This is a genomic window from Lentilactobacillus kefiri, assembly GCF_007989105.1.
Lineage (GTDB): Bacteria > Bacillota > Bacilli > Lactobacillales > Lactobacillaceae > Lentilactobacillus > Lentilactobacillus kefiri.
The window spans coordinates 96,789-109,892 of the sequence record NZ_BJVK01000003.1; the positions used below are offsets into that span (position 1 = coordinate 96,789).

General features: G+C 42.3%; 13 protein-coding genes. 7 read left to right on the forward strand and 6 right to left on the reverse strand.

Annotation, left to right across the window (positions count from 1 at the left end):
• Positions 1 to 31: 31 nt before the first annotated feature.
• Positions 32 to 742, reverse strand: a complete 711-nt coding sequence (budA, locus tag LKE01_RS02075) for an acetolactate decarboxylase (protein ID WP_056983030.1) — start codon at positions 740 to 742, stop codon at positions 32 to 34.
• Between the two features lie 153 nt (positions 743 to 895).
• Between budA and LKE01_RS02080 the strand changes: the two genes are divergently transcribed.
• The 4 genes from LKE01_RS02080 (at position 896) to LKE01_RS02095 (ending at position 4,691) form a co-directional block, all read left to right on the forward strand.
• Positions 896 to 1,579: a YjjG family noncanonical pyrimidine nucleotidase gene (locus LKE01_RS02080; RefSeq protein WP_056983028.1), complete on the forward strand. Its 684-nt coding sequence runs from the start codon at positions 896 to 898 to the stop codon at positions 1,577 to 1,579.
• 169 nt (positions 1,580 to 1,748) lie between these two features.
• Positions 1,749 to 3,089: an MFS transporter gene (locus LKE01_RS02085; RefSeq protein ID WP_056983026.1), complete on the forward strand. Its 1,341-nt coding sequence runs from the start codon at positions 1,749 to 1,751 to the stop codon at positions 3,087 to 3,089.
• A 145-nt stretch (positions 3,090 to 3,234) separates the two neighbouring features.
• On the forward strand, positions 3,235 to 3,714 hold the full coding sequence (locus LKE01_RS02090; protein WP_054768779.1) for a Dps family protein: 480 nt from the start codon (positions 3,235 to 3,237) through the stop codon (positions 3,712 to 3,714).
• A 68-nt stretch (positions 3,715 to 3,782) separates the two neighbouring features.
• Positions 3,783 to 4,691 carry an aldo/keto reductase gene (locus LKE01_RS02095; RefSeq protein WP_056983024.1) on the forward strand — a complete coding sequence of 303 codons (909 nt, stop codon included), beginning with the start codon at positions 3,783 to 3,785 and terminating at the stop codon, positions 4,689 to 4,691.
• Between the two features lie 486 nt (positions 4,692 to 5,177).
• Here the strand turns inward: LKE01_RS02095 and LKE01_RS02100 are convergent, their stop codons facing one another.
• Both LKE01_RS02100 and LKE01_RS02105 read right to left on the reverse strand, forming a co-directional pair.
• On the reverse strand, positions 5,178 to 6,560 hold the full coding sequence (locus LKE01_RS02100; RefSeq protein WP_054768780.1) for a flavocytochrome c: 1,383 nt from the start codon (positions 6,558 to 6,560) through the stop codon (positions 5,178 to 5,180).
• Between the two features lie 26 nt (positions 6,561 to 6,586).
• On the reverse strand, positions 6,587 to 7,777 hold the full coding sequence (locus LKE01_RS02105; protein WP_056983022.1) for an oxidoreductase: 1,191 nt from the start codon (positions 7,775 to 7,777) through the stop codon (positions 6,587 to 6,589).
• 140 nt (positions 7,778 to 7,917) lie between these two features.
• Here LKE01_RS02105 and LKE01_RS02110 point away from each other — a divergent pair, with 140 nt between their 5' ends.
• The 3 genes from LKE01_RS02110 (at position 7,918) to LKE01_RS02120 (ending at position 10,283) form a co-directional block, all read left to right on the forward strand.
• On the forward strand, positions 7,918 to 8,775 hold the full coding sequence (locus LKE01_RS02110) for a fructosamine kinase family protein (RefSeq protein ID WP_054768781.1): 858 nt from the start codon (positions 7,918 to 7,920) through the stop codon (positions 8,773 to 8,775).
• 108 nt (positions 8,776 to 8,883) lie between these two features.
• A complete protein-coding gene (locus LKE01_RS02115; protein ID WP_056983020.1) occupies positions 8,884 to 9,366 on the forward strand; it encodes an RNA polymerase sigma factor in 483 nt (160 codons plus the stop codon).
• On the forward strand, positions 9,366 to 10,283 hold the full coding sequence (locus LKE01_RS02120; protein WP_056983018.1) for an anti sigma factor C-terminal domain-containing protein: 918 nt from the start codon (positions 9,366 to 9,368) through the stop codon (positions 10,281 to 10,283). The genes LKE01_RS02115 and LKE01_RS02120 overlap by 1 nt, the downstream gene beginning before the upstream one ends.
• Positions 10,284 to 10,371: 88 nt before the next feature.
• Here the strand turns inward: LKE01_RS02120 and LKE01_RS02125 are convergent, their stop codons facing one another.
• The 3 genes from LKE01_RS02125 to LKE01_RS02135 all read right to left on the reverse strand — a co-directional run bounded on the left by LKE01_RS02125 (position 10,372) and on the right by LKE01_RS02135 (position 13,039).
• Positions 10,372 to 11,100: a MerR family transcriptional regulator gene (locus LKE01_RS02125; RefSeq protein WP_054768784.1), complete on the reverse strand. Its 729-nt coding sequence runs from the start codon at positions 11,098 to 11,100 to the stop codon at positions 10,372 to 10,374.
• Between the two features lie 234 nt (positions 11,101 to 11,334).
• Positions 11,335 to 12,093, reverse strand: coding sequence for an NADP-dependent (R)-specific alcohol dehydrogenase (locus LKE01_RS02130; protein ID WP_054768785.1), 759 nt, complete (start codon positions 12,091 to 12,093; stop codon positions 11,335 to 11,337).
• A gap of 211 nt (positions 12,094 to 12,304) precedes the next feature.
• Positions 12,305 to 13,039, reverse strand: coding sequence for a sulfite exporter TauE/SafE family protein (locus LKE01_RS02135; RefSeq protein WP_056983016.1), 735 nt, complete (start codon positions 13,037 to 13,039; stop codon positions 12,305 to 12,307).
• Positions 13,040 to 13,104: the final 65 nt, after the last annotated feature.

Below are 13,104 nucleotides of genomic sequence, written 5' to 3' on the forward strand. Positions count from 1 at the left end.
TTACAACGATATAATTTATTAACCGGTGAGACTATTCCGACTGATGAATGCTATTTTCGATGTCATCTTTTGAAAAATCATGTTGCATATACTGCTTGTCGTTGACGGGCAAATGCTGCTCAAATGTATCAAACAATTGATAGCTGACATTTCCTTTATCTAGATGAAAGTCCAAAACATGGCCGCCAAACTTATGATCATCAGAAATAAAGTGGTGATGGAAGCCGCCAACTGTGGCACCTTCGAACAATTGTGGTGAATAATATCCGATTAACGTGCCTTCAATCTGTTTTCGGGTAAAGACACTTTGATTTTCAGCCGTTTCGGCCAATGTTTTATATGGTGGGTTTGATTTAACCGCAGCTCTCGTTTGCATGCTGGAAAAAGTCCCGTGAATTTCAATCGAGAAAAATGTGTTTTGGGCTTTACTTAAGGAGACCATCTGCTTATTCAGATCAGCTTCATCAACATTTTCCAATTCAGCCAACGGTGTATATCTTGCAAAGTGGGCATTAGCAAAGGGCATCTTGAATGAATCAGGTGCCAGGGTCACATCCCCAGTCGCATGAACATGATATGGCTTGCCGTCCAGAATAATCAACTCGCCATCGAGGCCTTCACCGGTACCAATCCCGGTATCTCCATGTTTAAGCAATTGTCCCAATGTGATTGTCCCTTTTAGGAGCCCCGGCACTAATAATGCCAAAGTTCCGTGCTGATATAACGTTATCTGATTTGACATGTTAAAACTCCCCTTATATTTTGTAAACATTGCTTTAGTTTAATCGTATCACTCTAACCGCCAGTGAGATAACAATATACCGCCTTTTCACAGAATATTTACGTCAATCAATTTTGTGCTAAAATTAAAAAAACAAATGTGAGGTAAGCCCAAATGAAGTACTCAACATTACTATTCGATGTCGACGATACACTCCTGAATTTTCAAGCGTCCGAAAAGCACGCGATTACAAAGCTTTTCAATACAATTGGAGAAGAACTCACGCCAACGATTTACGAGGATTATCACGAATTAAACGAACACCTTTGGCAGCAGTACGAACTCGGCAAAATTACCAGATCTCAGCTGTTGGGGACCCGCTTCAGTCTATTCTTCGGTAAATATGGTAAGCACGTTGATGGCCAGGCATATGAAAAGGCCTATCGCAGTTATCTCGCTGAAGGCCACACCAAGATGCCCCATGCGCAGGAACTGTTGGCGGATCTGAGTACCAATCATGACATTTACGTTGTGACCAACGGGATTGCCAAGACTCAGCGCCGCAGGTTAAACGAGTCCGGCTTGGCGCCATACTTCACCCACGTGTTTGCCTCCGAAGCGGTTGGCTATCAAAAACCGGATCCAGCGTTCTTTGATTACGTGGCGAAAAAAATTACGGGCTTTTCCAAGCCTTCGTCACTGGTGATTGGAGATTCTTTAACTTCCGATATTAAAGGGGCTGCTGCTTATGGGTTGGATTCAGTTTGGTTCAACCCCCAACACCAAGCCAATCCGACCAAAACCAGTCCAACCTATGAAATTGACCAATTATTACGACTTGAATCAATTGTGGCTTAATCCGCCATTCAATCAGCCAGGCTTTGTGCCGGCTGATTTTTGTTTATTCAAATGTCAGTTATTCTTACATAATATATTGCATGTCATTAATATTTAACCTATACTATTAAATTAATTAGAGATTGTCTAATGTTTACCCACCAAATTTTAATAAATGGAGGTCATCAGCATGCAAGTATATAGTCAAAAGCGAATTACCAGCAACATTATTAAAGGTTCCTTGGGCAATATGATTGAATGGTTTGATTGGTATATTTACGCGTCATTTGCCATTTACTTTGCTGGGTCATTTTTCCCAGACGGGGATCAGACCGTCGAACTTTTGAGCACTGCCGGTGTTTTTGCAATTGGTTTTCTAATGAGACCTTTTGGCAGCTTTATTATGGGAAAGTACGCTGACCGTAAAGGCCGCCGTTCCGCGCTGACCCTCTCAGTCAGCATCATGGCCACCGGCTCGTTGATGATCGCCATTATTCCAACTTACAATTCAATTGGTGTATTCGCACCCCTGCTGCTGGTGCTCATCAGACTGGTTCAGGGTCTTTCCCTTGGTGGCGAGTACGGGATTTCCGCAACCTATTTATCAGAAATGGCAACTCCGGGTCGTCGTGGATACTACGCATCATTTCAATACGTCACTTTGATCAGCGGCCAATTAATCGCCCTGATTGTTCAAATTGGGTTACAAGCAATGTTTACCAACCGCCAGTTAAGAGAATTCGGCTGGCGAATTCCATTTGCAATCGGTGCGATTGGAGCTGTTATTGTCCTGTATCTTCGATTATCAATGGATGAAACCAATCAATTTAAGAAATCTGAAAAATCACCAACTGCCAGAGGAACCCTGCATGAACTGGCAAAGTATCCAAATCAGGTTCTGACCGTCATGGGGCTAACCTTTGGTGGCACAATTGCCTTCTATACTTATACAACTTACATGCAAAAGTTCATGATCAATTCACTGGGCCTTGCACCTAAGCTGGTCACAATGATCAACTTTGTGGCGTTACTGATTTTCATGGCATTACAACCACTGTTTGGCCACCTTTCAGACAAGATTGGTCGAAAGCCTCTGCTCTATTGGTTTGGGATTGGCGGAACGATCCTAACCGTACCGATCTTCTTAGGATTAAAGACCTTCGACAACCCGATTGCCTCATTTGTATTGATGCTCAGTGGACTGCTGGTTGTAAGTGGCTACACATCAATTAACGCAATCGTTAAAGCAGAACTGTTTCCAACCGAGATTCGGGCCTTGGGAGTTGGCTTCCCCTATGGTCTGACCGTTGCGATCTTTGGCGGCAGTGTTGAATATGTTGCCCTATGGCTCAAACACATCGGTCATGAAGACTGGTTCTTCTATTATGTATCAGCTGCGGCATTTGTAAGTTTCCTAGTCTATGTTCATATGTTGGAAACTTCTAAAGACTCCAAGTTGGATGAGTCACCGTCTGTTTCAGCTGTGGAAAATGTTCAGGCACCGCTGTCCTCTGGTCCAAGAGACCATTAATGAAGCCGCGGTTAAGCTTGCTCATATCGGAATTATTTTGTTGCGGATTTTGTTAACTTATCTGAAGGCAACTTCCTTGAAACGGATCTCATGAATCGGGTACACTGTCCCTGTAAACGAATTCATGCTTTGAGGAGGAATTACGATGGCAGATAAATATGATTTTCCAAAGACCCGTGAACAGTTAAATCAATTGGTAGCTGACTTAAGTCAGCTGCAAACCAACATCCAGCAAACTCACTGGTACATGCGTGGAGAAAACTTCTTTCGCCTCCACCCACTAATGGATGATTATAATGATCAACTGGCAGACCAACTGGACAACGTTGCGGAACGGTTAATTGCAATTAACGGTTCACCGTTTTCGACAACTCATGAATTTATCGAGAATACCGGCCTTCCAGATGAAAAAGTAACCTGGGATCAACTGACAATGCGTGATTTCATGCAGCGTCTGGTCGATCAATTCAAATATCTGCGTGACCAATACCAAAAAGGTATTGAAATAACTGATGAAGAAAAGGACTTTCCAACCCAAGATATGCTTAATGGCTTCAAAGAAGATATTGATAAAAATATCTGGATGATTAACGCATACTTGGGAAAAGGGCCTTATGACGACTAATCTGTACAAACAAAAATGGGTTGGAAATTATCTATTTCAACCCATTTTTATGTGAGGAGGAACTTATATTGAAGAATTCAGTTACAATCGGTAAAAGTGATGTTACAACCGGCCCACTTGGGTTGGGTACCAACAAGGTCGGCGGCCATAATTTATTTGACGGCCTCAAAGATGAAAATGGTGCCGCAGTCGTTAAAGCAGCTTTAAATAACGGCATTTCGTTGCTGGACACCGCTTTTATGTATGGCTTGGGAAAATCAGAAGAAATTATCGGTGATGTCATTCAAGATTATGATCGCTCAAAGATTGTGATTGCTTCCAAAGCGGCTCAGGACCCCAATAACGAGTTAAAGCCAAATAATGATCCAAAGTTCTTAAAGAATTCCGTTGATAAAGCATTGGAACGTCTAAATACCGATTACATCGATATCTTCTACATTCATTTTCCAGATGATCACACTCCAAAAGCCGAAGCCGTAAATGCTCTGGTTGAGGAGAAAAAAGCTGGCAAAATCCGGGCAATCGGAGTTTCCAACTTTTCACCGGATCAAATCAAAGAGGCCAATGCCGATGGCCAAGTCGATATTGTTGAAGATAACTACAGCCTGGTACATCGTGACGCTGAAGAAAAGGTCTTTGCTTATCTAAAAGAAAATAATATTTCCTTTGTCCCATACTTTCCACTGGCTTCAGGTCTGCTGACAGGAAAGTACAAATCGGCTGACGCCAAAAAATTCAGCCAATTTTCATCCGACACCTTTGATAAGATTATCGACAGCTTGGCCAAGGTTAAAGCAATCGCTGACAAACATGATGCCACGGTAGCTCAAACCATTTTGGCCTGGTACATTGCCAATCCAAATATCAGCGTGGTAATTCCGGGCGCCAGAGTGCCGGAACAAGTTGACAGCAATGCCAAGGCTTTAGACGTGCAATTGCCTTCAGCAGAATTTGATGAAATTAATAAACTGTTTTAGTTAGTTGGAGCTTGGTAAATGCCAAGCTCTTTTATGTGAAAAGGGTCCAATGTAAAAGTGTAAGCTTTTATCTCGGGCCCTTATTCTTGACATATATATTCAATTAGACCTGTGTTTCAAATAATGGCTGAGTAATTCAATGAAAAAAGTAAGTAAATAAAGGATTATGTAGACCGTTGAGATAAAGTCTAAAAGATAAGCGAATGAATTGTTTGAAATGATAGTGAATATTATGCCAATAATGCCCACTGAAACCATTAAACTAAGCCCTCAATTTAGCAGTTGAAACCATTTTGAATATTTCTCTAATTTTCTTCCCAGCATGGCTGAATACCTCCAAATTAATCTCGATAAGTCAAAGGTGGACATATATTAATATAATTTCGTACTTGATTGAATATATTGTCCTATTAATTACCCCCAAAATCAATAAAAAAAGAACAATCATTTTGATCATTCTTTGGATTTTTACAATTAAATGAAGTCTCACATTCCAAAAATATAATCTCGTACCTGTTGAGCTGCCCGCAAACCAAAAATTACGGTTTCCGCTATTGAGTTTCCACCAATGCGATTGGACCCATGCAGGCCACCGACCACTTCCCCAGCAGCGTACAGCCCCTGAATCGGCTGGCCGTCAGCTTTAAGGACTTGGGTTTTATCGTTAGCTTTAACTCCACCCATCGTATAATGAACAGCCGGCGCAATGTGAATTGAATAATATGGTGGCGTATCAAGCACGTGCATACCGGTCTTTCTACCAAAGGCAATGTCCATCCGATCGGAAACCGATTGATTCCACTTCTTAATGGACAGATTGAGCATCTCAGGATCAATGCCAGCCTCATTTGCGAGCGTATCCAAATCCGAACCGGTTTTCACTAGACCAACGTGGTCATAAAAATCAATTGCTTTAGCCCGGTTGCGGACTGATTGATCGAAGATGAGATATGCACCGGTTCCGTTGAGCTTATTAATCGCATTGGTAACTTTATCCCGGGTTTGCATTTCATTCACGAACCGTTTGCCTTCTTGGTCAACCAAAATAGCCCCTTCACCGCGAACGGTTTCGCCAATCAAATAAACGTGATCGGTATCCTGCTGAACAGTTGGATGAACTTGGATTTGATTCATATCGACCAGTTGAGCACCGATATGTTCAGCCAATAGAATACCATCACCAGTATTCCCCGGTTGATTCGTCGTTTTGTATTTTGTTAGGTCAGGCCGATACTTTGCGATCAATTCTTTGCTGGCTCCAAAGCCCCCTGTAGCGATAATGACGGCTTTCGCATTAATAATTTGCTCACCGTTTGCGGTTTGCACCTGAACACCGGTGACTTTCTCATCATCGTTAATTGCGGTCACCTTCACATCGCAAAATAGCTGAATCTGTTTAGCCTCAATTTGTGTCAGTAATCCATTTACCAGGTAGGCACCAACTGGTGCAGTGCTGCTCGGTCGATGGGCACGGGGAACACTCATCCCACCGGTAAAAGTCAGGTCATCCAGTTGGACGCCTTCCTTATATAGCCATTCAATTGCTCTGGAACTGTGCTCAGTGAAATACTTGAGCAGTTCGGGATCATTTGTGCCATGACCACCACGTAATGTTTCATAGTAGAATTTACCGACACTGTCTTGAACACCGTGCTCGGTTTGCACAAAGGTTTCCGCTGCGTTCATTCCGGAAGATGCCCGCTTGGTATCACCACCCACAGCCGGCATTTTTTCCAAAACAACTGGTTTCAACCCCAGTTCTTTCGCCTCAATGGCACTGGTCAAGCCGGCACCGCCGGATCCAATGACAATCACATCATACATATCTTTTAATTCACTTAAATCAGTTGGTTCAAATTCTTGTGACATGGTTTTCTTCCCATCTTTGATTTTTATTATTGTGCCCGCCGGGGAACTAGTCCTTCAGGGCCATGCATCTTCACACTAGCGGCAAGTGCCCGCCAGCCACTCACATACAATTCAGGTCGTTTACCAGCTGCAATTCGTCGTGCCTGCTGTTCACAATATGCGGTGATATAAGTTGGTGCATATTTTTTATCAACCCGCTTACTGCCCATTGTGAGTGGCAGTCGAACCGGTTGATAACTTCCGTTCAGAACTTGGTTTGGCAGATCAGGCATCACGACCATTGGCGTACAAATACCAATCAAGTCCGCATCGTGCCTGCCAAGCGCTTCTTCCATCGTGGAAATGCTTCGAAAACCGCCGCTCAAAGCAATTGGGGTTCCCACCAGCTGATGAATCATATGTGCAAACCCTGAGAAGCCAACGGTGGAATCCTCATAGTCATCACCGGCAATTTCAATTAGATCAATTCCCAGATCAGACATCTTTTGAATCACGGCAATTAAGTCATGCTCGGTAAAGCCATCCACGTCGATATCAAGAACACTTACCTTGAGGCTGATTGCAAAATCAGCCCCACAAGACTCGCGAATTCCCTGATAAATGTCAACGAGGAACCGCATGCGATTTTCAAATGATCCACCAAATTCATCGTGGCGTTGATTATCTTTCCGTGATAGAAATTGATTGACCAGATAGCCGAATGCCCCATGAATCTGAACGCCGGTAAAACCCGCTTTTTGAGCAATCTCTGCCGTTCGGACATATTTGGCAATAATGGCGTATATTTCCTCATTGGAAAGTGCCCGTGGTGAATTAAAATATTTGCGGTTAGCTCCCGTAATCGGGATGGCACTTGGTCCTGCAGGTTGGGCAGAGAGATACTTGGGTGACTGCTTGCCCGGATGGTTTAACTGCATCCATAGTTGCGTCTGGTTTGCAGTTCCGACCTTGGCCCACTCTTTGAGCAATGGCAGACTGCGTTCATCATCAACGACAACATTCCCCGGCTCCGCAAGCGCATCACGGTCAACCATCACATTTCCGGTCACAATTATTCCTGAACCACCCGCAGACCACTTACCATACAATCTGGCAAACCGCTCATCCGGTTCATGATTATCTGCCATCGTCTCACTCATGGCAGACTTAAAGAAGCGATTCTTGATCTGCTGTCCACATGGCAGTGTCAATGGCTTTGCAACGTGTAAGTAATTCATATTAACCGCTCCTTTTTTACATGCTTTTGACTGATTTTATATATTGATTTAATGTTAACCCGATTTTTAACGAAGGGCAATTATCAAAATGCCCACAAAGTGACATTTTCAGTTACAATGAACCCAGAGGTGATTATTCAATGGATGATCAATGGCTAGCACAACTGCCAATCAAAGGAATTACAAAAGCAGTTCCAGTTGGTGGCGGAGATGTTAATGAAGCATTTCGATTAGAAACAAAGGACGATACTTATTTTCTGCTGGTTCAGCCACACACAACCGCAGATTTTTATGCCGGTGAAATTGCTGGACTAAAGGCATTTGAAGAGGCAAAGGTTTTGGCTCCCAGAGTATTAGGGAACGGCCAAATCGATGGTGATGCATACTTATTGCTGAACTTTTTGGAATCCGGATCCGGCAGTCAGAGTGATCTAGGTGAACTCGTTGCCAATCTTCACCAGCACTATAGTAAAAACGGCAAGTTCGGCTTTGATTTGCCGTATGTCAGCAATGATGAAAGTTTCGATAACAGCTGGACCGACACATGGAGCGAGCTATTTGTCGATCATCGTTTGGATCGACTGCGCGATGCTCTGATGAAGAAGCATTTGTGGAATGAGCGTGATGATACCAAATACAAACAGGTTCGCGAAGTGATTCTCGATAAGTTATCGAAGCACGAAAGTGAACCGTCTCTTCTGCATGGTGACCTTTGGGGCGGTAACTACATGTTTCTTGCAGATGGTCGCCCCGCATTGATTGATCCCGCATCATTTTATGGTGACCGGGAATTTGATCTGGGGATTACCACTGTATTCGGTGGCTTTGATGCAGACTTCTACGCTGCCTATAACGCCGTCTACCCACTGGATCCCGGTGCCAATGAACGATTGAACTTCTATCGTCTGTACTACTTGATGGTTCACACCAACAAGTTTGGCACGATGTATAAGAGCAGTGCTGATAGTGCGATGAATCAAATTTTGGAACATAAATAATCATTAATTTTGGCTGGACATTTTTGTCCGGCTATTTTTTACATAAAAGAGGGAATAGGCGTTACTTTTGCGGATACCGTTCGTTATATAGAGTGAAAGGAGGTTGTCATGAAACTTGACGGGTATGAGACATTACTAAAGGATATTTCGATTGAACTCAGGAAATACCTAATCTCAAAGGGTGCCAGCAAGGACATGGCTGAAGACGTTGTCCAAGACGTCTTCGTCAAAGTCTTGGAAATGGATTTAATACTGCCACCAGATAAAATTCGGCCGTATATGTATCAGATTGCCAAAACGAGATACATCGATTTGTATCGTCGTGACAAACATTTGAAAGAAATTTTGCAATTATATCTTATTCCGGAAAAAAAGAATGTGGATACTTCAGATATCAGAAATTCATCAAAAAAGTTACCGGGTATTCTCAATAAATTATCGTCAAATGATCAAGCCATTTTAAAGATGAAGTACATTGAGAATCAATCAATCGATCAAATTTCAGTGGAACTGAAGACAACGCCCGCCGCCATTAAGATGCGTTTATATCGACTTCGCAAGAAAATCAAAAAAGGATTTGGTGAAATATAATGAAACAAGACAATGAATTTGAAAAGCTCGCTTTTCGCATTAAACTCAAGCGATGGTTATTGACAATATTATTAATTATTGTACTTTTTCCAATTTTATCAGCAATCAGCTACAAAACTACCCAATCTTTCTCTGCAAAACAGTCCAGTAAGCTAATGGCTGATATGGATGTCAGACAATCACTAGTAAGTCCGAATATTCAAAATAGTGATTTAGCTATTGGCAATAGCAATATCAGTGGTGGAACCGTTATTAGCCATCAGTACAAAGACATTGACGGTTACCATATTCCCTGGCAAACAATTCAAGGTAAATATAATTGGATTTACCACGAGATTCAAAGCGATAATCTAGTCGACTCTTATGATAATGCTGCTTACACTAGGACAACTCAAACAAAGATTCCTTTATTTTACAACGATCGTGTTAAATCTCCCAACGTACAAAAGGCATCGGAAATAGCTTCCATTTCAGTAATGAAAGATTACGTTGGTGAAATTGCCCTAACATTTCGACAACCCCTAACTTATAAACAGATTTTGGAAAAACTACCTTCTGATGTGCAAGCTAATTGGTATTGGCTGGGAGTTAGCGGAAAAGCGGATCCTACGATCGAAAATAATAATTTTCTAGGAATTCAATCTACAAAAGGAAAGCTGAATGATTTGGACTACAATTATTTTAGAAAAGAGCTCCATACGGCCGACGAGTTAGGAACCTTTAACAACTTTTCAATCACAAAATTTGCCCATCAATACGCCAAAAAGTACCCTTCCCTGAATAAGGCAAAATTTGCCGGAGTGATCGTTACCGGGCAGACCGAAAACTTCAAACCATTGGTTAACCAGAAGTGGTTTACTGAAAGCTCAGTTGGTGCCACAATCAAGCGGGTTCCATATATTAAGCCAAGCTTTTAAGCAACAAAAATTATCCACGCAAAAAATAAGCATTGAACTCTTCTTAATACAAAGATGTTCAATGCTTATTTGATAATATCTAAATTTACTAATTTATTTGCTTTACATCATAAACTTCCACACAATATCCCCGATAACCACAATTAGGACAAGTTAATCGGCGGGTATTCGGTGTGTGCTTTGAAAATGTGAAGTCCTTCCAGCTTGGCTTAAAGTGCTGATGACAGTTCGGGCAAATATATTCGACCTTCACGTAGTACTGCCAAATCACAACAATTGCCATTACGATAACAAGTGGAAAAACAATTGCTGCAGGGACCCAGTTGCCTGACATGATCCAAATGACAATGGCGGCAACCTCCAGAACGTCCATCATTAATCCCCAAGTAATCATCCAACCACGAAATCTTCTTAATTTTGGTTTGCTTTCCATGATATTTTCGATGCCGTCAAGATCGGTTTGGGAGATTAGCGCATAATCATCAAGACTTTCCTGAACCTTTCGAATCGTCTTCAACTGCTCAGAATTTAACGTCATTTCATGCTGAAGCTTTTTTTCCTGTTCAGTAAGCATGAGCGACAGCACCTGAGTAGAATCCTCTTCCAGTAGTAAATTCTTAATGGTGGCCAATGGCAATCCCATTGATTTCAATAACAAGATTAATCTCAGCGTTTTAAGCTCCTTGTCAGTGTATAGACGTCTCCCACCTTCAGAAATCGTTGTCGGATTCAAAATACCTTTTTGATCATAATACTGAATGGTTCTAACCGAGACACCACCCAGCTTGGCAAATTCTCCCGTTGTATATGTCGACATCGTTCTCACCTCCTGATTCTTTTATATCCCATGACGTAACGTAACGAGCAAGGATAATCTTGAATCTTTTTAAATAAATCAGTTCGCAAACCAAACGGAAACCTGTTTCTCATCCCTGTGACAGACAATCCTTATCCTTAAGTTTCATATTAAGCATACAACAAAGACACCCCACTCAGCTATAAGCTGGCGGGGTGTCTTTGAGAGTTGTTAGAATTATTTGATTAGTTAGAATTATTGAGCAGTGTATCCACCATCGACAACGAATTCTGCACCAGTGGCAAATTTAGATTCGTCAGATGCCAGGTAAACACAGATCCAAGCGATATCGTTAGGTTCACCGATATGACCCATTGGTGTCTTGGTCCGCTGTGACATCATTTCTTCTGCCCCTTCAAGATCGTCAACCAATGGTGTCTTGATATAACCTGGATGAACAGTGTTAACCCGAACATCGTAGTCCTTCAAAGCGCAATCCAAGGCAGCTGATTTAGACATAATTCTGACAGCACCTTTTGAAGCGTTGTATGCACCCAGAGTTGGATCACCAACAAAACCTTCGATAGATGACATATTGATGATTGATGCTCCGAGTCCTTTATTCTTCATACGTTGGATTCCAAGACGGGTACCGAAGAAGACACCATCCAAGTTAACTGAGAGCAGCTTGCGCCATTCTTCAGTTGTGGTATCTTCAACACTCTTGCTGACCGCAATTCCGGCATTGTTGACAACCGTGGTAACTGGGCCAAATGCTTCTTCAGTCGTATCAAACAACTTAGTCCAGCCGGCTTCATCAGAAGCATCGTGTTGGACAAAACGGATAACGTCTGTGCCGCCGATTGATTTGGCAGCTTTTTCACCTACATCAGCGTGACGGCCGGTAATAACAACCTTTGCGCCTTCTTCAACAAACTTATCAGCGATTGCCAAGCCAATTCCCAAGGTACCGCCAGTTACAATTGCTACTTTGCCTTTTAAACGATCAGTCATATGGATTCCTCCTGTATACTTTTTTGATAGTTAGTGATTCATTTCACTATGTAAGAATACAGTATTAAGGGCAATTTGTAAATACTTATTTTTTGTAATCTCAATTATTGTGATGAAGACAACTAAGAGCATCAATCAATCATTCCAAAACCAGGAATAATCGATTGATGCTCTTAAATTCTGGGATCAAAACGCCTTTTGTCCCACTCTATTATTTGAATGCCGTGAACGTCCCCATGACGACCAGCAAAACACCTAAAATCGGCTTTACATACTTGGTAAACTTCTTTGGATCTAATTTTCCCAAAAGAACCGGGGCCAGAAATGATCCCATAATGGCACCAAACATCAAGCCAAGTCCCACCGACCAGTCAACGTTTCCGGCTGAAAGGTGAAAAATCAACCCAGTGGCAGTCATCACAACCAGTACTAAAGAGGATGTCGCAGCAGCTGTTACCATGTCTGTGCCCATTACCAATAAGCCAGCAACAACTGGGCCGCCACCACTTAAGCCACCGATTCCAACCATCAAGCCGCTAATCACACCGTAGATTGGCGCCAACCATTTATTTGGCTTTTTGTGACCATCTTGTTTACTGAACAGGGTTTGAATCCCCAGAATTGCCAGGATACCGCCAATGATAAAGGAATAAATCTTAGCCGGAATATGGGGAGACAACAGCGAACCGACGACAACCGCCGGAACAGCAAAAATGATCATTCGCCAGGCGATTTTTAATTTGATTTTATGTAATCGAAAATATGAATACGATCCAATGAGCAGTGACGGAAACGACGTGACCAGAGAAGTTGCGGCTGCACTGGCTGGCCCCAATCCAAAGACCGTCGTCAAAATACCGAGGTAAAAGGCTGCTCCACCACCGCCAAGGGTAATGACAATCGTGCCAATGATAAAACCGGTAATGATCAGATAGATAATACTCATACAAAGACGTCCTTCCAACAATCAATCTAAAATGATTGTACACCTTCTCAAATCATTTTCTAAAA

Excerpts from the sequence above, each read along its gene's own strand:
- LKE01_RS02085 (WP_056983026.1), top strand. The coding sequence starts at position 1,749 with ATGCAAGTATATAGTCAAAAGCGAATTACCAGCAACATTATTAAAGGT.
- LKE01_RS02115 (WP_056983020.1), top strand. The coding sequence starts at position 8,884 with ATGAAACTTGACGGGTATGAGACATTACTAAAGGATATTTCGATTGAA.
- LKE01_RS02100 (WP_054768780.1), bottom strand. The coding sequence starts at position 6,560 with ATGTCACAAGAATTTGAACCAACTGATTTAAGTGAATTAAAAGATATG.
- LKE01_RS02090 (WP_054768779.1), top strand. The coding sequence starts at position 3,235 with ATGGCAGATAAATATGATTTTCCAAAGACCCGTGAACAGTTAAATCAA.
- LKE01_RS02105 (WP_056983022.1), bottom strand. The coding sequence starts at position 7,777 with ATGAATTACTTACACGTTGCAAAGCCATTGACACTGCCATGTGGACAG.
- LKE01_RS02080 (WP_056983028.1), top strand. The coding sequence starts at position 896 with ATGAAGTACTCAACATTACTATTCGATGTCGACGATACACTCCTGAAT.
- LKE01_RS02120 (WP_056983018.1), top strand. The coding sequence starts at position 9,366 with ATGAAACAAGACAATGAATTTGAAAAGCTCGCTTTTCGCATTAAACTC.
- LKE01_RS02125 (WP_054768784.1), bottom strand. The coding sequence starts at position 11,100 with ATGTCGACATATACAACGGGAGAATTTGCCAAGCTGGGTGGTGTCTCG.
- LKE01_RS02110 (WP_054768781.1), top strand. The coding sequence starts at position 7,918 with ATGGATGATCAATGGCTAGCACAACTGCCAATCAAAGGAATTACAAAA.
- LKE01_RS02130 (WP_054768785.1), bottom strand. The coding sequence starts at position 12,093 with ATGACTGATCGTTTAAAAGGCAAAGTAGCAATTGTAACTGGCGGTACC.
- budA (WP_056983030.1), bottom strand. The coding sequence starts at position 742 with ATGTCAAATCAGATAACGTTATATCAGCACGGAACTTTGGCATTATTA.
- LKE01_RS02135 (WP_056983016.1), bottom strand. The coding sequence starts at position 13,039 with ATGAGTATTATCTATCTGATCATTACCGGTTTTATCATTGGCACGATT.